The organism is Mesorhizobium sp. B2-4-15, from assembly GCF_006658505.1.
GTDB lineage: Bacteria > Pseudomonadota > Alphaproteobacteria > Rhizobiales > Rhizobiaceae > Mesorhizobium.
Genome location: NZ_VFUZ01000001.1, coordinates 410,505 through 432,500 on the forward strand (window position 1 = coordinate 410,505; position 21,996 = coordinate 432,500).

The following is a 21,996-nucleotide window of genomic DNA, read 5'->3' on the forward strand; positions in this document are numbered from 1 at the left end:
GCCGCCAGTCAACGACGGGACCGTCCGATGAAATTTCTCTGGGATTCGGCGCTCGGCCTGCTGGTGGTCACCGGTGGCCTTCTTGGCCTGACGCTGCCCTTCGGCAAGCTCGCCACGGCGGCCGGCGTGCCGGCCATGGTCTGGGCCTTCGTTATTTCGCTCGGCGCCGGTGGCGTGCTTTTGTGCGCATTGCTGCTCAGCAGGCAAAAGATCCGGCTGACGGCGCATAAGCTGCGCTATTTCTTCGTCACCGCGGCGGTGTCCTACGCGTTTCCCAATCTCCTGATGTTTTCAGCCATCCCGCATCTCGGCGCCGGCTATACGGGCATCATGTTCACGCTTTCGCCGGTCGTCACGCTGGTGTTCTCGATCCTGCTCGGTGTCCGGCGCCCCAATATGCTCGGCATATCAGGCATTGCCGTCGGCTTCATCGGTGCGGTGATGGTCGCTCTTACGCGCGGAGAGGCCGGCCAGCCGGCCGATTATTTCTGGGTGGCCGTGGGGCTGCTCATTCCGGTCAGCCTCGCCGCCGGCAACATCTACCGTACCGTCGACTGGCCGGAAGGCACCGGCCCGATCGAGCTTGCCGTCGGCAGCCATCTGGCGTCGGCGACGCTGTTGCTCGCCGGCATTCTCGCCCTGTTCGGCGTCAGGGCTTTCGCCCCGCTCGGCGGCGTGCCGCTGGTGGTCGTCGCGCAGGTCGCATCCGCATCGGCGATGTTCGCCTTCTTCTTCCGGCTGCAGGCCGTCGGCGGCCCGGTCTATCTCAGCCAGATCGGCTATGTGGCGGCCGCGGTGGGGCTGTTTGCCGGCACGATCTTCCTGGGCGAGCACTACCAGCTGCTGACCTGGGCCGGCGCCGTTATCATCACCGCCGGCGTGTTCATCACCACCAGGGCGCAAGGCCAGACCGGTGCGAGAGCGCAGAGCCAGGCCGCCTGAGCGTCTTCAGCCCTTGCCATCGGCGTCGCCTCCGGGCTCCGGCCTTGGATGCCGGCGGCGGTGGGTGGCGGCGGCGCGCGCCGCCTGTTCGTAGATGCCGGTCATCAGCTCGAGCGTGCGCGCGACCTCCTCGAGCTTATCGGCCATTTCGGGAATGCGCGTCACGGCTTCGATGAGCAGAACGGAGCGGATGTCGGCGTAGCGTTCGGTCACGCGATGCCCGAGTGGAGTGACCTCATAGGTAACGCCGGCCCTGCCGCTGCCGGTGCGGGTGATCAAGCCGCCCTTGAGCAATTTGCGCAGGCTGTACTGGATGTTGGGAATGTCATCGCGATTGGTCATCTGGGCAAGATCGCGCACGCTTTTCGGGCGGTCGTTCATCCGGATGACATGGAGCAGCGCGTTCTCGGGGCCGCTGGCGGAAAACTCGATCACCGTGGCAAGGCATTCGGCCTGCCAATGGCCGAACGCCTCATAGGAGCGCATCAGCGCATACTCGACTTCGGTGACATCGATTTCCAGCGGCGTGCGCGCCAGATGCCAGCCGCGATCCAGCAACTTGGCCTCTGTTTCCTGAGATTTGCGCCGATCATTCATCTGCCTGTTCCCCGCTATGAGCATGCGCCGATCCCGGTGGTTGCGTCTACATGGATTTATGATAGACTTTCTATTATAAATTATAATAAAAAATGAGGAGAACACCCCCCAATGAGCATGCTCGACAAGACTGCGCCTGATGCGCAACCCTTCTTCCTCGGCACTTTCGCGTCCAATTGCTCCGGCGGCATGACCGTCACCAAGATCCCGGAGCGCTGGGTCAGTTCCTGGGACAACAATCTGCGGCTGGCGTATCTGCTCGACGAGGCCGGCATGGACTTCATGCTGCCGATCGCGCGCTGGATCGGCTATGGCGGCGAGACCAACTTCCACGGCAATGTGCTGGAGACGATCACCTGGGCCGCTGGGCTGCTGGCGCTTACCCGCAACATCACCGTCTTTGCCACGACGCATACCGCGGCCAACCATCCCGTCGTCGTCGCCAAGCAACTGGCGACCATCGACCAGATCAGCCGTGGCCGCATCGGCCTCAACATCGTCGCCGGCTGGAACAAGCCGGAATATGAAGCGCTTGGGCTGACGCTGCCCGACGACCACGTCACGCGCTACGGCTATGCCCAGGAATGGTTCGATATCGTCAACGCGTTGTGGGAGCGCACGGAGGCCTTTGACTGGGACGGCAACTGGTTCAAGCTCAGGAATGTGCTTGGCGACCCGCGCCCGGCTTCGCGGCTGCCCATCCTCAACGCCGCCGGTTCAGAAGCGGGCCGCAAATTCGCGGTCCGCAACGCCGATTTCCTGTTCACGCCGGCAATCGACCTGGCGCGCTCCAAGGATGAGATCATTGCGCTGAAGGAGCAAGCGAGGACCGCCGGCAGCGATGTCGACGTGCTGACCTTCGCCCATGTCGTGTGCCGGCCGACCGAAAAGGAAGCCAGGGACTATCTCGAACATTTCGGCCGCACCAACGCCGACTGGGCGGCGGTCGACAATCTGGTGAAGCTGCAGTTCGCCCATGCGCAGTCGTTCCCGCATGATCTCTTGGCGCTCATCCGCGACCGTATGGCGGCGGGCCATGGCGGCTTCCCGCTCACCGGCACGCCGGAACAGGTCGCCGACGGGATCACTGCCTTGCATGCGGCCGGGTTTCGCGGTTCGACGCTGTCCTTTGTCGACTATGCCGGGGAATTCCCCTATTTCCGCGACACCGTGCTACCCATTCTCGAAGAGAGAGGTGTCCGCATCGCGCCGGCCACGATGCAGTCGGCGGCTTAGAGCAATTCCAGGAAAAGTGTGAAACGGTTTTCCGCCCGGAATTGCGTCAAGGCAAACAGATGGAGTGGTTCGGCGTTTCCGTGAAACGATGAACCGATCCAGGCTGCGAAGGAGGAGGTTATGTCCACAGTTTTGGGGGAGGGCCTCGTCGGCGTCGCCGATTTCCGCGCCGCCATGCGGCTCATCGTCGGCAATGTCAGCGTCATCACCGCCGGCATCGGTGACGACCGTTCTGGTCTCGTGGTCATTTCGGTGGTCTCGCTGTCGGCCGAACCGCCCAAGGTGATCGCTTGCGTCAACCGCTCGTCATCGACTTGGCCGGTAATCGAGCGCTACCGGCATTTCGGCGTCAATTCGCTCGGTCCCCAGCACCAGCACGTGGCCGAGCGTTTCTCCGGCTTTGGCGGCATCAAGGGCAAGGACCGCTATGATGGCGCCGAATGGACGACGCTGAAAACCGGAGCCGCGCTGCTTTCGGACGCGGTGGCCGCCTTCGACTGCAGCCTCGACGAGATGATCGACCGCGGCACGCATTCCATCGTCATCGGTTCGGTCGAGGCGGTGCGCACCCGCGACACCAGCCAGGCGCTGATCTACTGGCGCGGCGGCTACCGTCCGCTCAATGCCGAATAGCGAGAAAGGTCAGACCGATCCTTTTTCCGCCAGCACCATGTAGTTGACGTCCATATCCTTCGACCGCGACCAGCGGTCGGCAAGCGGGTTGTAGGTGACGCCGGTGCGGTCGATGACCGTCAGGCCGGCGCCGCCAAGCGCCTTTTCCAGTTCTTCCGGGCGCACCAGCTTGCCGAACTGGTGGGTGCCGCGTGGCAGCCAGCGCAGGACGTATTCAGCGCCGATGATGGCCAGCCCCAGCGCCTTCAGCGTACGGTTGATGGTGGCCACGAACATGATGCCGCCGGGCCGGACCATCTGTCCGCATTTGGCGACGAACAGGTCGATGTCGGCGACATGCTCGACCACTTCCATGTTGAGAATGACGTCGAATGTCTCGCCGGCGTCGGCGAGGTCCTCGGCCGTCGTGGCGCGATAGTCGACGCTCACATTGCCTTCGGCGGCATGCAGTTTTGCCACTTCGATGTTCGTTTCCGAGGCGTCGGCTCCCACGACCTCGGCGCCAAGCCGCGCCATCGGCTCGCACAAAAGGCCACCGCCGCAGCCGATGTCGAGGATGCGCAGGCCTTCGAACGGCCGTGCCGCGCGCGGGTCACGGCCGAAGCGCGTCGCGATCTGGTCGCGGATATAGGAAAGCCGGACCGGATTGAATTTGTGTAGCGGGCGAAACTTGCCGTTCGGGTTCCACCATTCGGCGGCAAGGGCGGAAAAGCGTTCCACTTCTCCGGCATCGATCGTCGATCGTCGGGGCTCTGGCATAGATTGGTCTCCTCGACACTACAGCGCCGCGCGTCCTTCGGACGCGCAAAGGACGCTGTAGCACTTTGATTCTGCGCATGATCCCTTTCCGAAATCGAAGTCGATTTCGGGGTCATGCGCTAGGAAGTCGGGCGTGAGGCCTCGAATGTCAAGGCAACATTTTCTCCCTGCCGCCAAGCCCGCCTACTTCGTGTCCAGCACGTCGCGCAACTTCGCGGCCAGCTGCTCGATGGTGAACGGCTTGGCCAGGAAATGCACGTCATGGTCGAGCACACCGTTGTGGACGACGGCATTCCTGGTGAAGCCGGTGGTGAAGATGACTTTCAGCCCGGGCTGGCGCGCGACCGCTTCCTCGGCGAGCTTGCGGCCGTTCATCACCGGCATGACGATATCCGTGAAAAGCAGGGCGATGCCAGGCGTCGCGGCCAGCTTCTGAAGGGCCTCCGGGCCGCTTCCGGCCTGGATGACGGTGTAGCCGAGTTCGCGCATGGTGTCCGTCGTGGCGGCTCGCACGCGGGCGTCGTCCTCGACCACGAGGATCGTCTCGGTGACCTTGGAGACGCTCTTGCCACGCTCGGCGGGCGCGGCCGGCTGCTCGGGGCCGAAGAAGCGTGGCAGGTAGATCTTGATCGTCGTGCCTTCCCCCGGTTCGGAGTAGATCTTGACGTGGCCACCTGACTGTTTGACGAAGCCGAACACCTGGCTCAGCCCCAGTCCCGTGCCTTTGTTGACCGGCTTGGTGGTGAAGAAGGGTTCGAAGGCCTTGGTAATGACCTCCGGTGACATGCCCGCACCGGTGTCGGTCACCGCGACCATCACATACTGGCCGGGCGTGACTTCGGCATGCGTCGAGGCATAGGCCTCGTCGAGGTAGCTGTTGGCGGTCTCGATGGTCAACTTGCCGTCATTATCCATGGCATCGCGGGCGTTGATGGCCAGATTGAGGATCGCGTTCTCGATCTGGCTGGGGTCGGCGTGAGTTTTCCACAGGCCGCCCCCCAGCACCGTTTCGATGCGAATGCCCTCGCCCAGGGTCCGTCGCAGGAGGTCGGACATGCCGGTCACCAGCCGGTTGGTGTCGACGACCTGCGGCGCCAGCGGCTGCAGACGGGAGAAGGCAAGAAGCCGGGAAGTCAAATTGGCGGCACGGCTGGCCGCGTCGGTCGCGGCTTCGATCAGCTTTTCTATATCATGCTCGCCACGCCTCAGCTTGCGCTGGGCAAGGTTCATGGCACTGAGGATCACCGCCAGCATGTTGTTGAAATCGTGGGCGATGCCGCCAGTCAATTGCCCGACGGCTTCCATCTTCTGCATCTGGCGTATCTGGGATTCGGCCTTTTCACGCGTCAGGATCTCGTTGCCGAGCTCGATGTTCTTGCGCATCAACTCTTCCTGGGCGGTGGCGACCTCGCGGAAGCGGCGGCGGGATACGTGGATGGTGTAGGCGCCAAGCAGGAAGATCGCGACGAGGGCCGCCAGCGAACCCACGCGCAGCCAGGCCTCGACCTGGTCCGTGTGCGCGTCGCGCGCCGCGATGTCGGCCGCGCCGCTGCGGCGGATCGTATCCATGCTGGTCCGGATTTCATCCATGGCGGCCTTGCCCTGGCCGCTGCGGACCAGTTGCAACGCCCCGGCCACATCGCCCCTGTCGTACAGGGCGATGGTCTCGGCCAGTTCAGCCTGCTTTTGCGAAAGCGCATCCTTGATGTGATTGATCTGCTGGACGAACGGGTCGTCCGAAGCCGCCATGGCGTCGATGCGGGAGAGCTGCCCCGGAATTGCATCGACTGCCTTCCGGTAGGGGTCGAGATAGGATTTCTCGCCGGTCAGGAGATAGCCGCGCTGACCGCTTTCGGCGTCCTGTGCCAGAGCAAGGAGGCCGGAAAGCAACTGCTGATATTCAAGAGTCTGGCGTGCGGCGGAACGATTGGCTCTCTGGTCTTCAACGAGCATGGCGCGGGCGCCGACGATCAGCGCCAGCACCACGAAACCGGCGACAATCGGAAACGTTTGCCATCGCATGGCACGTCGAAGACGAGCAATCATCTGTTCTGCCGGACCAAAAGGAATTCCCGCGGGCAGCATTTGGTAAGCGGCAGCAGCCTCCAAGGCAATATGCCGTCTTCTTGAAGCCGGCAATACGTGTCCAGCCTTGCGAAACCGAAAGCATTTGGCTAAGGAGGCCGCGCATTCAGCGGCCGGCGCAGCCGGACGTGTCTTTCCGCTTTTCGGGATTCCGCTTTCTGGGTTGGGTCCGGCTTCAGTCAAAGGCAATTCGCTTCCATGGCGCGCATCGTGATGAAATTCGGCGGAACCTCCGTCGCCGACATCGCCCGCATCCGCAATGTGGCGCGTCACGTCAAACGCGAGGTCGACGCCGGCCATGAGGTGGCGGTGGTGGTTTCGGCAATGGCCGGCAAGACCAATGAACTGGTCGCCTGGACGCGCGAGGCCTCGCCGATGCACGACGCACGCGAATACGATGCCGTTGTCGCTTCCGGCGAGCAGGTCACCGCCGGGCTTTTGGCGATCACGCTGCAGAACATGGGCATCCATGCGCGGTCCTGGCAGGGCTGGCAGATCCCGATCAAAACCGACAACGCGCATGGCGCGGCGCGCATCCTCGACATCGACGGCGCGTTCCTGGTCAAGCGTTTCGGCGAGGGCCAGGTGGCTGTCATCGCCGGTTTCCAGGGTATCGGGCCGGACAACCGCATCGCCACACTTGGCCGCGGCGGTTCCGACACCAGTGCCGTGGCCATAGCCGCGGCGGTCAAGGCCGATCGCTGCGACATCTACACCGATGTCGACGGGGTCTATACCACCGATCCGCGCATCGAGCCCAAGGCGCGGCGGCTGGGCAAGATTTCCTTCGAGGAAATGCTCGAAATGGCCTCGCTCGGCGCCAAGGTGCTGCAGGTGCGTTCGGTCGAACTTGCCATGGTGCACAGGGTGCGTACCTTCGTGCGGTCGTCCTTCGACGATCCCGACGCGCCCGGAATGGGGGATTTGCTCAATCCTCCGGGAACGCTCATTTGCGACGAGGAAGAGATCGTGGAACAGCAGGTCGTCACCGGAATTGCCTACGCCAAGGACGAGGCCCAGATTTCGCTGCGCCGCGTCGGCGACCGCCCCGGCGTTGCCGCCGGCATTTTCGGGCCGCTGGCCGAGGCCAACATCAATGTCGACATGATCGTCCAGAACATTTCCGAGGACGGCAAGTTCACCGACATGACCTTCACGGTGCCTTCCGGAGACGTCGACAAGGCGCTTGCCGTGCTCGATCGGCTGAAAGCCGAGGTCGGCTACGATGTCGTACAGTCGGAAGCCGGCATGTCGAAGGTTTCGGTCATCGGCATCGGCATGAGGAGCCACGCCGGCGTCGCGGCCACCGCCTTCAAGGCGCTGGCGGACAAGGCGATCAACATTCGCGCCATCACCACTTCCGAGATCAAGATTTCGATACTGATCGACGGCCCGTACACGGAACTTGCTGTTCGCACTTTGCATTCCGTCTACGGTCTGGATAAGCAGTAGCAAGACTGAATCAGTTGTTGCGCGCGTGCCGGCAGCGGCGGAAACTGCGCCGGCAAGTGTTTCATTGGAGAAGAAGCCGCGATGCGTGAGACGGCCGTTGGCCCGCGCGTTCTGCTGAAACGGCTCCGCGAGCTCATGCAAGAGCCGCTGGAGCCGCAGGAGCGGCTTGACCGGATCGTGCGCGATATCGCGTCCAACATGGTCGCCGAAGTCTGCTCGCTCTATGTGCTGCGCGCCGATTCGGTGCTCGAGCTCTATGCCACCGAAGGTCTGAACCCCAACGCCGTCCACCTGGCGCAATTGAGGCTGGGGCAAGGCCTGGTCGGCACGATCGCCGCCAGCGCGCGGCCGCTCAACCTTTCCAACGCGCAGGAACACCCGGCCTTCGCCTACCTGCCAGAGACCGGGGAAGAGATTTACAATTCCTTCCTTGGTGTGCCGGTGCTGCGGGCAGGGCGCACGCTGGGCGTCCTGGTTGTCCAGAACAAGACCATGCGTCACTACCGCGACGACGAGGTCGAGGCGCTGGAAACGACGGCGATGGTCATCGCCGAGATGATCGCCACCGGTGATCTGGCGCGGCTGACCCGGCCGGGCCTGGAACTCGACCTGCGCCGCCCGGTGAGCTTCACCGGCCTGTCCTTCAACGACGGCGTCGGGCTTGGCCACGTCGTGCTGCACGAGCCGCGCATCGTCGTCACCAACCTGTTCAACGAGGACAGCGAGGAAGAGGTCCGGCGGCTGGAAAGCTCGCTCGGCTCGCTGCGGCTCTCCATCGACGACATGCTGGAGCGCCGCGACGTCGCTTTCGAGGGCGAGCATCGCCAGGTGCTGGAAGCCTACCGCATGTTCGCCAATGACCGTGGCTGGGTGCGGCGCCTGGAAGAGGCGATCCGCAACGGCCTGACGGCGGAAGCGGCGGTGGAAAAGGTGCAGAGCGACATGCGCGCGCGCATGCTGCACATGACCGATCCCTATCTGCGCGAGCGGATGAGCGACTTCGACGACCTCGCCAACCGGCTGCTGCGGCAGCTGATGGGACGCGGGCCGGAAGATGTCGCGGCATCGCTGCCGAAGGATGCCATCATCGTCGCCCGCTCCATGGGCGCCGCCGAACTGCTCGACTATCCCCGGGACAAATTGCGTGGACTGGTGCTCGAGGATGGCGCGGCTACCAGCCACGTCGTCATCGTCGCGCGCGCCATGGGCATTCCGGTCGCCGGCCAGATGAAGGGCGCCGTTTCCATGGCGGAAAACGGCGATGCCATCATCGTCGACGGCGAGGAAGGCGCGATCCATCTGCGGCCGCAGTCCGATCTCGAGGCAGCCTATGCCGAAAAGGTGCGGTTCAGGGCACGCCGGCAGGAAGTCTACCGCGAGCTGCGCAAGAAGCCGTCGATGACCAGGGATGGCGTGCAGGTTGACCTGCTGATGAATGCCGGGCTTGCCGTCGACCTGCCGCAGCTGGCCGAGGCGGGCGCGGCCGGCATCGGCTTGTTCCGCACCGAATTGCAGTTCATGGTCGCCTCGACATTTCCGCGCGCCGAAGCGCAGGAAAAACTCTACCGCGACGTGCTCGAGGCCGCGCGCGGCAAGCCGGTAACCTTCCGCACCATCGATATAGGCGGGGACAAGGTGCTGCCCTACTTCAAGGGCGCCATCCAGGAAGAGAACCCGGCGCTCGGTTGGCGGGCGATCAGACTCACGCTCGACCGGCCGGGATTGCTGCGCACGCAGATCCGCGCCCTGCTCAAGGCCAGCGGTGGGCGTGAACTCAAGCTGATGCTGCCGATGGTGACCGAGCTTGGCGAGATCGCCCAGGCGCGCGAGATCATCGATCGCGAGGTGCGGCATCTCTCACGCTTCGCCCACCACCTCCCGACCAGCCTCAAGCTGGGCGCCATGCTGGAAGTGCCGTCGCTCCTGTTCCAGCTCGACGAATTGATGAAAGCCGTCGACTTCGTCTCGGTCGGTTCAAACGATCTGTTCCAGTTCGTCATGGCGGTCGACCGCGGCAACACGCAATTGGCGAACCGCTTCGATACGCTGTCGGCGCCGTTCCTGCGTGTGCTCAAGCAGATCGCCGACGCCGGCGCCCGCAACCACACGCCCGTGACGCTGTGCGGTGAACTCGCCGGCAAGCCGATCTCGGCAATGGCGCTGATCGGCCTCGGTTTCCGCTCGATCTCGATGTCGCCGGCCTCGATCGGCCCGGTCAAAGCCATGCTGACGGAACTGCCGTTGGACGAGCTGAAAGCATTCTTCGACGATAATCTGATGGCGCCGGCGCAGGGGCTGCCGATGCGGGCGTTGCTGCAGGCCTTTGCCGACGACCGCTCCATTCCGCTGTAGCATTTGTCATGATCAACCTGCCCCGCGACCGCATGGATCAAGTCGTCAAGCGTTTCGAGATGCTCGAAGCGCAGATGTCGGCCGGCCCGGCGCCGGATGCCTATGTGAAAATGGCGTCCGAATATGCCGAGCTTCAGGACATGGTGGCCAAGGTTCGGGCGCTGCGCTCGGCCGAGCACGAGCAGGCCGATCTCGAGGCGATGCTCGCCGACAAGGGCACCGACGCCGAGATGCGGGCACTCGCCGAAGCCGACCTGCCCGGCGTCGAGGAGCGCATCGAAGGGTTGCAAAAGGACATCCAGATCCTGCTTTTGCCCAAGGATGCGGCCGACGACAAGAACGCCATCCTCGAAATCCGCGCCGGCACCGGCGGTGACGAGGCGGCACTCTTCGCCGGCGACCTGTTTCGCATGTATGAGCGCTATGCCGCCGAACGCGGCTGGCGGTTCGAAACGGTGTCGGCCAGCGACGGCGATGCCGGCGGTTTCAAGGAAATCATCGCCACCGTGTCGGGCAAGGGCGTGTTTGCCCATCTGAAATTCGAATCCGGTGTGCATCGCGTGCAGCGCGTGCCGGCAACCGAGGCCAGCGGCCGCATCCACACTTCGGCCGCCACCGTTGCCGTGCTGCCGGAAGCGGAAGAGGTCGACATCGAGATCCGCGCCGAAGACATCCGTATCGATACTATGCGGGCCTCGGGTTCCGGCGGCCAGCACGTCAACACCACCGATTCGGCGGTCCGCATCACGCATTTGCCGACTGGCATCATGGTGGTGCAGGCGGAGAAATCGCAGCACCAGAACCGGGCGAAGGCCATGCAGATCCTGCGGGCCCGGCTCTATGATCTGGAGCGCGGCAAGGCTGACGAGGAGCGTTCCGAATCGCGCAAGTCGCAGGTCGGCTCCGGCGACCGCTCGGAGCGCATCCGTACTTACAATTTCCCGCAAGGGCGCGTCACCGACCACCGCATCAACCTGACGCTCTATAAGCTCGACCGGGTGATGATGGGCGAGCTCGACGAAATCGTCGACGCGCTGATCGCCGATCACCAGTCGAAGCTGCTGGCTGATATCGGCCTCAATGGCTGATCCTCTGCCCGAGGCGCTGGGGCCGCTGCTGCGGGAAGCGCGGGCCAGGCTTGTGGCCGCCGCGGTCGAGGATCCGGCGCTCGATGCGCGGCTGATCGTCGAACATTTTTCCGGGACGACGCGCACGCAGGCCATTGCCGACCCCGAATGCAAGGTCGACGGGAACGCCATCGCCGCGATCGACACCGCCCTGACGCGGCGAGTCGGTGGCGAACCGGTGCATCGCATCCTCGGCTATCGTGAATTCTACGGTTTGCGCTTGTCGCTGTCACCCGAAACGCTGGAGCCGCGGCCGGACACAGAAACGCTGATCGAGGCGGTGCTGCCATTCGTCAAGGCAACGGCCGCACGGGAGGGCACATGCCGCATCCTCGACCTCGGCACCGGGACGGGCGCGATCGCCTTGGCGCTGCTGAGCGTGGTGCCGACCGCAACCGCCACTGGTGTCGACATCTCCGACGGCGCGCTGGCGACGGCGACCCGCAATGCCGGGCAATTGGGGCTCGGCGGCCGGTTCACGGCACTGCGGTCGGATTGGTTCGAAAAAGTTTCTGGCCGATACCATGTAATTGCCGCAAACCCTCCCTATATAGCATCGCAGGACATTGGAAATCTGCAGGACGAAGTTCGCGATTTCGACCCGCATCTTGCCTTGGATGGCGGTGTGGATGGACTGGTCCCCTACAGGATCATCGCCGCCAAGGCGGCAAGGTTTCTGGAAGCCGAGGCCAGGATTGCGGTCGAGATCGGCCACACGCAACGCAATGAGGTCAACGACATATTTCGTATAGCCGGCTATGCCGCCGGCGAGGTGTTTGGCGATCTCGGTGGAAACGACAGGGTTCTTGTCTTTCAACGGGGAAAGCCTTGACGCGGTGCGAAAAAACCGCTTGGCAATGCCGGGGAATGCGGCTAGGGTCGCCTCAACCGGATGAGACGAAGCAGGCAGTGCTCTTAGCGATTCGGTTTCCTTGGAAATAGCTGCCTTCTTGCGCAAACGACGCCCAAGCTTCGTGCGGGAATCGTCCGGCAAGTGATGTAACCGGAACAGGATGGCACGTGGCGCCAACGCAATCGATGCGGGCGAACGCCGGTGAAGAAACGAAACGGCTGGCTGCATGAGCGCCTCCGTTCGTAACGAGTTTTCGAAAATTTCAAGATGAAGAGAGTCGAATGAGGCCACAACAGCAGAACAGGCGCATGCGCGGTCGCAACAATAGTGGCGGCGGCGGTGGCAACAACAATAACAACAACCGCAAAGGCCCGAATCCGCTGACGCGCAATTACGAGAGCAACGGCCCGGACGTGAAGATTCGTGGATCGGCTCAGCAGATCGCCGAAAAATACGCCACCCTTGCCCGTGATGCGCAAAGCTCCGGCGACCGGGTCATGGCGGAGAACTATCTCCAGCACGCCGAACACTACAATCGCATCATTGCCGCCGCGCAAGCGCAGATGCCGATCCAGAACGTCCAGCAGAACCGTGACGACTTCGACGATGACGGCGACGAGGACCGTGACGAGTTCGACAATGCTGGCAACAGCGGGGCTGGCAACAGCGGGGCTGGCAACATCGGGGTCAGCAACAGCGGAGCAAGCAGCGGCGGCAACACCATTTCCGATCCGCAAGTTCCAGTGATCAACCATGGCGCCGGTCCGCAGCCAGTGATCGAAGGCGTGCCGGCCGAGGTCGCGCTCAACCGGGAAAGCGGCCGCGACAATCGTGACAATGGTGGCCGTGACAGTGGTGGACGCAACAATGGCGGTCGCCATCGCGATCGCCGCCCCAATGGCGGTTATGGCCAGAACGGCCAGCGCGATTATGCTTCGTCCGCCGAGCAAGGCGGCCAGCAGCAGCGCAACGAGGCTCCGGGACAGGCTGAGGTGCAGGCAGAGCCCGCTTCGCCGGCCGAAACCGCCGCGGCGGCCGAACCGGCTCCGCTGTTCGAGAATTTTTCGCCAGCCGGTCTGGCCGCCCAGGCCGAGCTCAATGAGGCGGCAGCCGAGAGCGGCGCCGCTCGCCGCCCGCGGCGCCCGCGCCGCCCGCGCGCCAATGCCGACCAGGGAGACGGCGGCGGCCGCAATGCGGATGCCGGCGAGGTGGCCGCGGCCCCTGCCGACGGCGGCGGCGCCGAGCCCGTGATCTCAGACATCGACAACTGATCGAACAGCACTTGAAGACGTTGAACGGCGGGGAGAAATCTCCGCCGTTTTCGTTTTCTAGCGCCCGTGGAATATTATGCGTTGACCGACATCAAGGCGTCTTGAGACAGCATGGCCTATGCACCATATCTCGGCTGAACAGGATCCGGCTCGAATGGGCGGGTCCGTCACCGCAATCTGATCCGGTGCCGCAAAGCGGGCCGGTGATGGAAGGAGACAGATATGAATCTTGAGAAATACTCCGAGCGCGTGCGCGGCTTTATCCAGTCCGCGCAAACAATGGCGCTCTCCCGCAATCACCAGCAATTCACCCCCGAACACATCTTGAAGGTACTCGTCGACGACGATGAGGGCCTAGCCGCGTCGCTGATCGAGCGCGCCGGCGGCAATGTCCGCGACGTCAAGCTCGGTGTCGAGGCGGCACTTGAGGCGATGCCCAAGGTGGAAGGCGGCAATGGCCAGCTCTATCTGGCGCAGCCTCTGGCCAAGGTGTTCTCGACCGCCGAGGAACTGGCCAAGAAGGCCGGCGACAGCTTCGTCACCGTCGAGCGGCTGCTGCAGGCGCTTGCCATGGAAAAATCGGCCAAATCAGCCGAAATCCTGGCCAAGGCCGGCGTCACCGCGCAGGCGCTGAACCAGGTCATCAACGATCTCCGCAAGGGCCGCACCGCCGATTCGGCGAGCGCCGAGCAGGGCTATGATGCACTGAAGAAATACGCGCGTGACCTCACGGCCGATGCCCGTGCCGGCAAGCTCGATCCGGTCATCGGCCGTGATGACGAAATCCGCCGCACCATCCAGGTGCTGTCGCGCCGCACCAAGAACAATCCGGTGCTGATCGGCGAGCCCGGCGTCGGCAAGACGGCCATCGCCGAAGGCCTGGCGCTGCGCATCGTCAATGGCGACGTGCCGGAATCGCTGAAGGACAAGCAGTTGATGGCGCTCGACATGGGCGCGCTGATCGCTGGCGCCAAATATCGCGGCGAATTCGAGGAGCGGCTGAAGGCCGTGCTCTCGGAAGTCACTTCGGCCAACGGCAGCATCATCCTGTTCATCGACGAAATGCACACGCTGGTCGGTGCCGGCAAGGCGGATGGCGCGATGGATGCGTCCAACCTCCTGAAGCCGGCCCTGGCGCGCGGCGAACTGCACTGCGTCGGCGCGACCACGCTCGATGAATACAGAAAACACGTCGAAAAGGATCCGGCGCTGGCCCGCCGTTTTCAGCCCGTCTTTGTCGACGAGCCGACGGTCGAGGACACCGTCTCGATCCTGCGCGGCCTGAAGGAAAAATACGAGCAGCACCACAAGGTGCGCATCTCCGACTCGGCGCTGGTGGCGGCGGCGACGCTGTCCAACCGCTATATCGCCGACCGTTTCCTGCCGGACAAGGCGATCGACCTCGTCGACGAGGCTGCCTCGCGGCTCAGGATGCAGGTCGATTCCAAGCCCGAGGCGCTGGACGAGATCGACCGCCGCATCATGCAGCTCAAGATCGAGCGCGAGGCGCTGAAGGTCGAGAAGGACGAGGCCTCGAAGGATCGGCTTGCCCGCCTGGAAAAGGAACTCGCCGGCCTCGAGGAGGAATCGACCGAGATCACCGCCAAATGGCAGGCCGAGAAGCAGAAACTCGGGCTTGCCGCCGACTTGAAGAAGCAGCTCGACGAGGCGCGCAACGAACTGGCCATTGCCCAACGCAAGGGTGAATTCCAGCGCGCGGGCGAGCTTGCCTATGGCAAGATTCCGGAACTGGAAAAGAAGCTGAAGGAGGCCGAGGCCCAGGACGGCAAGGCCGGCATGGTCGAGGAAGTGGTCACCCCCGACCACGTCGCCCATATCGTGTCGCGCTGGACCGGCATTCCCGTCGACAAGATGCTGCAAGGCGAGCGCGACAAGCTGCTGCGCATGGAAGACGAGATCGGCAAGCGGGTCGTCGGCCAGGGCGAGGCGGTGCAGGCCGTTTCCAAGGCGGTGCGGCGTGCCCGTGCCGGCCTGCAGGATCCGAACCGGCCGATCGGCTCGTTCATGTTCCTCGGACCGACGGGCGTCGGCAAGACCGAACTGACCAAGGCATTGGCCAGCTTCCTGTTCGACGATGAGAGCGCCATGGTGCGCATCGACATGTCGGAGTTCATGGAGAAGCACTCCGTCGCCCGGCTGATCGGCGCGCCTCCGGGCTATGTCGGCTATGAGGAAGGCGGCGCGCTGACCGAAGCGGTGCGGCGCCGGCCCTATCAGGTCGTGCTCTTCGACGAGATCGAGAAGGCGCATCCGGATGTCTTCAACGTGCTGCTGCAGGTGCTCGATGACGGCCGGCTGACCGATGGCCAGGGCCGCACCGTCGACTTCCGCAACACGCTGATCATCATGACGTCGAACCTCGGCGCCGAATATCTGGTCAATCTCGGCGAAGACCAGGATGTCGACGCCGTGCGCGACGAGGTGATGGGCGTGGTGAGGGCGCATTTCCGGCCGGAATTCCTCAACCGCGTCGACGAAGTGATCCTGTTCCATCGGCTGCGCCGTCAGGACATGGACCGCATCGTCGAGATCCAGCTCAAGCGGCTGGAGAACCTGCTTGTCGATCGCAAGATCGCGCTGTCGCTCGATCACGACGCGGTCGAGTGGCTTGCGGCCAAGGGCTACGATCCGGCCTATGGCGCCAGGCCGCTGAAGCGGGTGATGCAGAAGGAACTGCAGGACCCGCTGGCGGAGAAGATCCTGCTCGGCGAGATCCTCGATGGCTCGACGGTGAAGGTCACCGCCGGTTCCGACCGGCTGAATTTCCGCTCGAAGCCGACTGTCGTCGCGACCGAGGCGGCGGCCTGACCGATGCGTGTCGCCCAAAACCGACCTTGGTTTTGGGACAACGACATGGATAAAACAGAAGTCTGAAGCGCGTCGCGCTTCGGAGTGCCGCGCGCCCAGTTTGGGCGCGCGGCGTTTTTCATAGCTAGCACGGGACGCGGATGACGCTGGACGACTACAACGACTTCTGCGCCTCTCTGCCTGCCACGAACCATGTCGTGCAGTGGGGTGGCGCCCATGTCTGGAAGGTCGGGACCAAGGTCTTTGCCATTGGTGGCTGGAACGAAGGCGCGCAGCTCTTCGTCACCTTCAAATGCTCCGACATTGCCTACGACGTGCTGAAGGAACAGCCGGGCTTGCGGCCCGCGCCGTATCTTGCCTCACGCGGCATGAAATGGATCCAGCGTCAGACAAGCCAGAGCATGGATGATGAGGCGTTGCAGGACTATCTGCGCGAGAGCCACCGCCTTGTTGCGCTCAAGCTGACGAAGCAGGCGCGCAACGAGTTGGGGCTTGGCGCAGGCTAAAGCGCGTCTCGTGAGAACGGAGTCATGCGACGCCCTTTAGGTTCTTTGTTTTGATGCATGTCGTTCTCCCAAAACCGAGGTCACTTTTGGGCGACATGCATTAGCTGATGTTCCCAGAGGTGCCGGAAAACCGCCATCTTCATGCCCGGTTCATGTTGGAACCATATTGTGGATAGCTGGTTTGCTGGCGAAGGGGTTCGCCTCGCAGGGACAACGCCGGGCGACGGCAATCTACGGACCGGAGAGTTTTGGCCACCATGTTCCGCACGATCTTCGTCTTTTCGGCCCTCGCAGCCGGGATGCTTTCTTGCGGCGCGCTCGCGGCGCCGACGCAGGACAATGCACCCAGGGTTAGCCGCACCGCCAGCGGCGGTGGCATCAGCGACGGTGGCATCCTTGTCGCCCAGGACGGCAATCTCGATATTTACTATGACGCCAGGGGTAATCGCGTCATCGTTGATGCCGATACAGGCAAGGTGATCGCCATCCAGCCGCCGCAGACGAGGCTCGACCGGCGCGCGCTGCGCCGCGATACAAGACTGCGCGAGTTGGGCCGTGCCCCAGCCGACGATGACCGCTACTATCTCGACGATCCGCAAGACATGGCGCGGTTCCGCCGCAAGCAGTTGGAAGAAGAAGGCCGGGTCATCCCCCCGCCGGCGGACGAGGCCGACCCTTATGGCGACAATTCGGTTGAAGCCTATCCGCCTTCGCAGCAGGATGACGGCAGCTACGACAACACTTATCCCGAGGCGCCGCAGCCGGCAAAGCCGCACACCATCCAACGCCAGCCGCTCGATGAGGCCTCGATAGAACCGGCCCAGCCGGGCCAGCCCGAACTGCAGCCGGCCAATCCGGAAACGCAGACGTCCCTTCCGCCGGACACTGGCGGCAAGGCCACCATCGATCCGTCGCTGTCGCTCGGCGCGCGGCAGGACGTGGCGGCGCTGCAGGTGCTGCTCGACCGCGGGGGCGCTTCGCCGGGGGTGATCGACGGGCGCTTCGGCTCTAACGTCGACAAGGCCTTGGCCGCCTACAACCAGATCACCGGTAGCAATCTGAAATCGACCGACGCGGTCGGCATCCAGGCGGCCCTTGCCCAGACCGGCGGCGACGCTTTCGCTTCCTACACGATCACCCCCGAAGACGCGGCTGGCCCCTATGTAGCCTCGATCCCGGAGGACTACAGCCAGAAGGCCAAGCTCGACCGCATGGGCTACACCTCCGTCACGGAAGCGCTCGCCGAGCGCTTCCACATGGATGAGATCTATCTGAAGTCGATCAACAAGGGCCTGGACTTCAATCGCCCCGGCACCATCATCAAGGTCGCCAATTTCGGCAAGCTGGTGTCAACGCCAGTCGCGCGTATCGTCGCCGACAAGGCCAAGAAGGAAGTGTACGCCTACGATGCGGACGGCAAGCTGGTCGCAGCCTATCCCGCGACCATCGGCTCGGCCGACACGCCGTCGCCCACCGGGATACACACGGTGTCGCGTGTCGCGCTCGACCCGAACTACACCTACAACCCGAACATCAATTTCAAACAAGGCCAGAACGACAAGATTCTCACCATTCCGCCAGGTCCCAACGGACCTGTCGGGTCGGTTTGGATCGCCTTGGACAAACCGACCTACGGCATCCACGGCACGCCAGACCCATCGAAGATCGGCAAGACCGAAAGCCATGGCTGTGTGCGCCTGACGAACTGGGACGCGCGCGAGCTCGCCAAGTTGGTGTCGCCAGGCGTCACCGTGGAGTTCGTCGGGGGATCTTCAGCCGATGACTTTGCGCAGCAATGAGCCGCGCAGCGCGGCGGCATAGATCAGCTGCACCACCAGAATGAAGCCGACGCTGAGCAATGGGGTGACCAGGCAGAGCGCGGCGCCGATTGCCCACAGGATCTGCGCCTTGACGATGCGCAGATAGACCGTGCGCTTTGCTTCAGCGTCGACGTCTTCCGCGACAAAGCCGTTCTTCTCCGCGTAATGCCAGCTGGCGAACAGCGTGACGCCGAGCATCAGCAGGTTGAGCCAGTAGACCAGCACCGCGGTCCTGAATTCGAGGAAGTCCGCCAGAAGGTCGGTCGAGAACGGCAGCAAGGCGATAAAGGCGAGAAAGCAGAGGTTCAGCGTGGCAAGCCGCCTGTCGGACTTGGCGATCAGCCCATGCTGGGCCTGCTGGCCGAACCAGAAGATCGTCAGCGTCAGGAAACTCAAGGCGTAGGTCAGGAAGCGCGGCGCCAATGCCGCGATCGCAGCGAGCAGATCATGCTCGGAATGGATCGTCTCATGCGCGGGCACCCTGATCTCGAGCACGATCAGGGTGAGCGCGATGGCGAAGACGCCGTCGGTGATGCCGACAATGCGGCCGCGTCCCTCCGCCGATGCTTCGAGTGGACGCTTCATAGATTTCTCCCCGCTTGCGGCTCTCCGGAACTTAGCATGACTGCCGCCGTTTGCATCCGGTGCGGCGCGACCCTGCCCAGTTGGCTGGGTTCAGTGACTGCGAGCCGCTGGCCGGTTGTTGCCGACACACCGACGGTCTAAGCAATGTGTCATGCATTCACCAGATAAAGCCTCCGCAATCCCGCTGACCAGTCCGGTCACGAACGGAACTTTCTGTCCGCCTTCGCAGCGGCGATACGTGCTGGTTGCGGCGATCCTGGCTTCGGCGCTCGGCTTCATCGACGGCTCGATCCTGGCCATCGCCATGCCGGCGATCCGCGTCGATCTCGGTGCCAGCCTTGCCGCGGCACAGTGGATTTCCAATGCCTATGCGTTGACGCTCTCGGCGCTGATCCTTGCCGGCGGAGCCGCCGGCGACCGGTTCGGGCTGCGCCGCGCCTTCGTGGCCGGCATTGCGCTGTTCGTCGCGGCCTCGCTTGCCTGCGCGCTGGCGCCGAACGCGATCGTGCTGATCGCGTTTCGCGCCCTCCAGGGCATTGGCGCGGCGATCATGGTGCCGGGCAGCCTCGCCATCATCGCCAAGGCCTATCCGAAAAAAGAGCGGGGCCGCGCGATCGGCATCTGGGCGGCGGCCTCCGCGCTGACCACCGCGCTCGGCCCAGTACTCGGCGGCCTGGTGCTCTCGGCTTTCGGCGATGGCATCTGGCGGGCGATTTTCGCCGTCAACCTGCCGCTTGGCCTGATCTCGATCTATCTCCTGCTTGCCAAAATTCCGGCCGATGAGCCGACTGAGAAACGCAGCCTTGATCTGGGCGGCGGCGGGCTTGCGACACTGGCCTTCGGCGCGCTCGCCTATGGGCTGACCTCGATGAGCGCCAGCGGCGGGGGCCACATGGCGGGACCGAGCATTGCCGCCGGCGCTGTGCTGCTTGCCGTCTTCATCCTGTTCGAGCAGCGGCAACGCGAGCCGATGATCGATCTCAGCCTGTTTCGCATCGGCGCTTTCGCCGGCGCCAATGCGGCGACCTTCTTCCTCTATTTCGCGCTGTCGGCCAATCTCTTCTACCTGCCGATGCTCATGATCGCCGGCTGGGGTCTGAGCACGGCCGAAGTCGGCTTCATCTTCCTGCCGCTGTCGGCATCGATCGCGCTTCTGTCGGGACCTGTCGGACAATTGTCGGACCGGATCGGACCGCGTTTCCCGATCGCCTGCGGCAGCCTGATCGTGGCTTTCGCCTTCGCCGGACTTGCCCTGCTCACCCATGCCGGCATCCATCATTTCTGGACCGGAACATTTCCACTGATGGCGCTGATGGGGCTCGGCATGGCGCTGGTCGTGTCGCCATTGTCGACCGCGATCATGACGGCGGTGGAAGACAAGGACACGGGGGCCGCTTCCGGGATCAACAATGCCGTCTCGCGCATTGGCGGCCTGATCGCGGTGGCGGCGATGGGGTCGCTGGCGGCCTGGGTCTACGCCAAGGCACTGGATGGGAATGCGATTTCAAGCGTGCCCGGCTTCGGCGAACTGGCACCGGCCGGCTTGGCGCCTGCGCTCGATGCGGCAAGGCTCGCCGCCAGCGACGCAGCCTTTTCGGCTGTCTCCTCGGTGACGGCGCTGCTTTGCCTGGTTTCGGCCGTGACCGCATGGACAACGATTCCCGGCGAAGCGCTGCCGTGGTCGCGGCGCGCAGAAACCAGGCAGGACTGAAAGCGAAGGCTCAGCCTTCGATCTTGGCGCTGGCAACCTTCAGCGAATTGCCATCTTCCTGCTTCAAGAGATCGTCGATGCGCTCGCGCTCGCGCTTGAAGGCGACGAGGTCATCGCCTTTAAGCACCTTGCCGACCGGCAGGCGGACACGCATCGGATCGACCTTGGTGCCGTTGACGATCAGCTCGTAGTGAAGATGCGGGCCGGTGGCGAGGCCGGTCTGGCCGAGATAGCCAATGGTCTGGCCCTGGCGGACGCGCACACCCGGCTCGATACCTTTGGCAAAGGCGCTCTGGTGATTGTACGACGTCTCGTAGCCATTGGCGTGACGGATGATGATCTGTTTGCCGTAACCGCCGGCCCAGCCGACCTTCTCGACGACACCATTGCCGGCGGAGATGATCGGCGTGCCGATCGGGGCTGCCCAGTCGACACCGGTATGCATGCGGACATAGCCGAGGATCGGATGCTTGCGTGCGCCGAAGCCGGAGCGGAATTTCCCGGCAGGCAGGGGATTGCGCAGCAGGAACTGCTGGGCGCTCGAGCCGTCCTCGTCGAAATAGTCGGTGCTGCCATCCTGCATCTGGAAGCGGTAGAAGTTGCGCGTCGTGCCGCCAAATGTCGCCGAGACGTAGAGAAGTTCGGAATTGTCAGAGGTCTGGTCATCGCCGTCGGGCTGCGAGAACAGCACTTCGAGGCGGTCGGAGGGGTTGAGGCGGGACTGGAAGTCGACGTCGGATGCCAAGAGCTTGATCAGCCGTTGCGTCATCGCCTTGGACATGCCGTAGGAATAGGCGGCGCGGTAGATGCCGTCATAGACATTGGGCAGATTGCCGCGCACCACCACCGGCCCCGACGAATCATCGAAGGCCGTCAGCAATTCGGGATTGGTTTCGGGCTCCTGCGCCGGCACATACTGGCCACGATCGTCGAGCGCGATGGTGACGATGTGTGTGGTCTTGTCGTAGATGCTGGCGCGCACGACCTTGGCGGCGTCGCCATGGACCTCGAGACCAACGCGCAACACGGTTCCGGCTTTGAGCGCCGGCGCGTTCAAGAGCTTGGCGATCGCCTGGGCCATGCCAATGGCATCTTCGCCCGTATAGCCCGAATCGGCGAAGGCCTCGGCGATGTCGAGATCCTTGGTGAAGGGGATGATTTCCTCGGCAAAAGCCGGTGCCTGATCGTCGACATTGGCGCGCGGCGCCACGGAGACGTTTTCCGGCACGATCTTCACG

The 21,996-nt window shown here is 63.7% G+C and carries 17 protein-coding genes (1 of these 17 cut by a window edge); 12 read left to right on the forward strand and 5 right to left on the reverse strand.

The annotated features are described in order from the left end of the window. Nucleotides 1–27 precede the first annotated feature (27 nt). On the forward strand, nucleotides 28–942 hold the full coding sequence (locus FJ930_RS02145) for a DMT family transporter (protein ID WP_140742707.1): 915 nt from the start codon (nucleotides 28–30) through the stop codon (nucleotides 940–942). 6 nt (nucleotides 943–948) lie between these two features. Here the strand turns inward: FJ930_RS02145 and FJ930_RS02150 are convergent, their stop codons facing one another. Continuing rightward, nucleotides 949–1,539 carry a winged helix DNA-binding protein gene (locus tag FJ930_RS02150; RefSeq protein ID WP_141834246.1) on the reverse strand — a complete coding sequence of 197 codons (591 nt, stop codon included), beginning with the start codon at nucleotides 1,537–1,539 and terminating at the stop codon, nucleotides 949–951. A 111-nt stretch (nucleotides 1,540–1,650) separates the two neighbouring features. Here FJ930_RS02150 and FJ930_RS02155 point away from each other — a divergent pair, with 111 nt between their 5' ends. Beyond that, entirely contained in the window at nucleotides 1,651–2,775 is a 1,125-nt protein-coding gene (locus FJ930_RS02155) for an LLM class flavin-dependent oxidoreductase (protein ID WP_140742703.1), read from the forward strand. A gap of 120 nt (nucleotides 2,776–2,895) precedes the next feature. After that, complete coding sequence (locus FJ930_RS02160; RefSeq protein WP_141834249.1) at nucleotides 2,896–3,408, forward strand: flavin reductase family protein; 513 nt, start codon at nucleotides 2,896–2,898, stop codon at nucleotides 3,406–3,408. 9 nt (nucleotides 3,409–3,417) lie between these two features. Here FJ930_RS02160 and ubiG read toward each other — a convergent pair whose 3' ends face one another. Both ubiG and FJ930_RS02170 read right to left on the reverse strand, forming a co-directional pair. After that, entirely contained in the window at nucleotides 3,418–4,167 is a 750-nt protein-coding gene (gene ubiG / locus FJ930_RS02165; protein ID WP_140742699.1) for a bifunctional 2-polyprenyl-6-hydroxyphenol methylase/3-demethylubiquinol 3-O-methyltransferase UbiG, read from the reverse strand. A 183-nt stretch (nucleotides 4,168–4,350) separates the two neighbouring features. Continuing rightward, a complete protein-coding gene (locus tag FJ930_RS02170; protein ID WP_141834252.1) occupies nucleotides 4,351–6,189 on the reverse strand; it encodes a CHASE3 domain-containing protein in 1,839 nt (612 codons plus the stop codon). Nucleotides 6,190–6,450: 261 nt separating this feature from the next. Here FJ930_RS02170 and FJ930_RS02175 point away from each other — a divergent pair, with 261 nt between their 5' ends. From FJ930_RS02175 to FJ930_RS02210, 8 genes are all read left to right on the forward strand, one after another. Further along, a complete protein-coding gene (locus tag FJ930_RS02175; RefSeq protein WP_140742695.1) occupies nucleotides 6,451–7,704 on the forward strand; it encodes an aspartate kinase in 1,254 nt (417 codons plus the stop codon). A gap of 81 nt (nucleotides 7,705–7,785) precedes the next feature. Next, entirely contained in the window at nucleotides 7,786–10,056 is a 2,271-nt protein-coding gene (gene ptsP / locus FJ930_RS02180) for a phosphoenolpyruvate--protein phosphotransferase (protein ID WP_140742693.1), read from the forward strand. Nucleotides 10,057–10,064: 8 nt separating this feature from the next. After that, nucleotides 10,065–11,144 (forward strand): peptide chain release factor 1, encoded by a 1,080-nt coding sequence (prfA, locus tag FJ930_RS02185; RefSeq protein ID WP_141834255.1) that lies wholly within the window; start codon nucleotides 10,065–10,067, stop codon nucleotides 11,142–11,144. Further along, a complete protein-coding gene (prmC, locus tag FJ930_RS02190) occupies nucleotides 11,137–12,015 on the forward strand; it encodes a peptide chain release factor N(5)-glutamine methyltransferase (protein WP_141834258.1) in 879 nt (292 codons plus the stop codon). Before prfA ends, prmC begins: the two co-directional genes overlap by 8 nt. A gap of 302 nt (nucleotides 12,016–12,317) precedes the next feature. Beyond that, on the forward strand, nucleotides 12,318–13,307 hold the full coding sequence (locus FJ930_RS02195; protein WP_141834261.1) for a DUF4167 domain-containing protein: 990 nt from the start codon (nucleotides 12,318–12,320) through the stop codon (nucleotides 13,305–13,307). 222 nt (nucleotides 13,308–13,529) lie between these two features. Continuing rightward, nucleotides 13,530–16,136 (forward strand): ATP-dependent chaperone ClpB, encoded by a 2,607-nt coding sequence (gene clpB / locus FJ930_RS02200; protein WP_141834264.1) that lies wholly within the window; start codon nucleotides 13,530–13,532, stop codon nucleotides 16,134–16,136. Nucleotides 16,137–16,276: 140 nt separating this feature from the next. Next, complete coding sequence (locus tag FJ930_RS02205; protein ID WP_141834268.1) at nucleotides 16,277–16,642, forward strand: MmcQ/YjbR family DNA-binding protein; 366 nt, start codon at nucleotides 16,277–16,279, stop codon at nucleotides 16,640–16,642. Nucleotides 16,643–16,899: 257 nt separating this feature from the next. Then, entirely contained in the window at nucleotides 16,900–18,441 is a 1,542-nt protein-coding gene (locus tag FJ930_RS02210) for a L,D-transpeptidase family protein (RefSeq protein WP_141834271.1), read from the forward strand. On the opposite strand, the gene FJ930_RS02215 is transcribed toward FJ930_RS02210, so the two are convergent. Then, complete coding sequence (locus FJ930_RS02215) at nucleotides 18,415–19,047, reverse strand: TMEM175 family protein (protein WP_140742679.1); 633 nt, start codon at nucleotides 19,045–19,047, stop codon at nucleotides 18,415–18,417. The two genes, FJ930_RS02210 and FJ930_RS02215, sit on opposite strands and share 27 nt — an antisense overlap. A 151-nt stretch (nucleotides 19,048–19,198) precedes the next feature. Between FJ930_RS02215 and FJ930_RS02220 the strand changes: the two genes are divergently transcribed. Next, on the forward strand, nucleotides 19,199–20,758 hold the full coding sequence (locus tag FJ930_RS02220; protein ID WP_141834274.1) for an MFS transporter: 1,560 nt from the start codon (nucleotides 19,199–19,201) through the stop codon (nucleotides 20,756–20,758). Nucleotides 20,759–20,768: 10 nt separating this feature from the next. On the opposite strand, the gene FJ930_RS02225 is transcribed toward FJ930_RS02220, so the two are convergent. Beyond that, nucleotides 20,769–21,996, reverse strand: partial view of a M23 family metallopeptidase gene (locus FJ930_RS02225; protein WP_181176374.1) — the 3' portion only. Its footprint extends 743 nt past the window's final position; the window shows 1,228 of its 1,971 coding nt (coding positions 744–1,971); its start codon lies off the right edge, out of view; the stop codon is at nucleotides 20,769–20,771.

Coding starts and splice junctions, on each gene's coding strand:
- FJ930_RS02145 (WP_140742707.1), top strand. CDS start 28: ATGAAATTTCTCTGGGATTCGGCGCTCGGCCTGCTGGTGGTCACCGGT.
- FJ930_RS02205 (WP_141834268.1), top strand. CDS start 16,277: ATGACGCTGGACGACTACAACGACTTCTGCGCCTCTCTGCCTGCCACG.
- FJ930_RS02220 (WP_141834274.1), top strand. CDS start 19,199: ATGCATTCACCAGATAAAGCCTCCGCAATCCCGCTGACCAGTCCGGTC.
- FJ930_RS02215 (WP_140742679.1), bottom strand. CDS start 19,047: ATGAAGCGTCCACTCGAAGCATCGGCGGAGGGACGCGGCCGCATTGTC.
- ubiG (WP_140742699.1), bottom strand. CDS start 4,167: ATGCCAGAGCCCCGACGATCGACGATCGATGCCGGAGAAGTGGAACGC.
- FJ930_RS02170 (WP_141834252.1), bottom strand. CDS start 6,189: ATGCGATGGCAAACGTTTCCGATTGTCGCCGGTTTCGTGGTGCTGGCG.
- FJ930_RS02160 (WP_141834249.1), top strand. CDS start 2,896: ATGTCCACAGTTTTGGGGGAGGGCCTCGTCGGCGTCGCCGATTTCCGC.
- prmC (WP_141834258.1), top strand. CDS start 11,137: ATGGCTGATCCTCTGCCCGAGGCGCTGGGGCCGCTGCTGCGGGAAGCG.
- FJ930_RS02195 (WP_141834261.1), top strand. CDS start 12,318: ATGAGGCCACAACAGCAGAACAGGCGCATGCGCGGTCGCAACAATAGT.
- FJ930_RS02155 (WP_140742703.1), top strand. CDS start 1,651: ATGAGCATGCTCGACAAGACTGCGCCTGATGCGCAACCCTTCTTCCTC.
- prfA (WP_141834255.1), top strand. CDS start 10,065: ATGATCAACCTGCCCCGCGACCGCATGGATCAAGTCGTCAAGCGTTTC.
- ptsP (WP_140742693.1), top strand. CDS start 7,786: ATGCGTGAGACGGCCGTTGGCCCGCGCGTTCTGCTGAAACGGCTCCGC.
- FJ930_RS02150 (WP_141834246.1), bottom strand. CDS start 1,539: ATGAATGATCGGCGCAAATCTCAGGAAACAGAGGCCAAGTTGCTGGAT.
- clpB (WP_141834264.1), top strand. CDS start 13,530: ATGAATCTTGAGAAATACTCCGAGCGCGTGCGCGGCTTTATCCAGTCC.
- FJ930_RS02175 (WP_140742695.1), top strand. CDS start 6,451: ATGGCGCGCATCGTGATGAAATTCGGCGGAACCTCCGTCGCCGACATC.
- FJ930_RS02210 (WP_141834271.1), top strand. CDS start 16,900: ATGTTCCGCACGATCTTCGTCTTTTCGGCCCTCGCAGCCGGGATGCTT.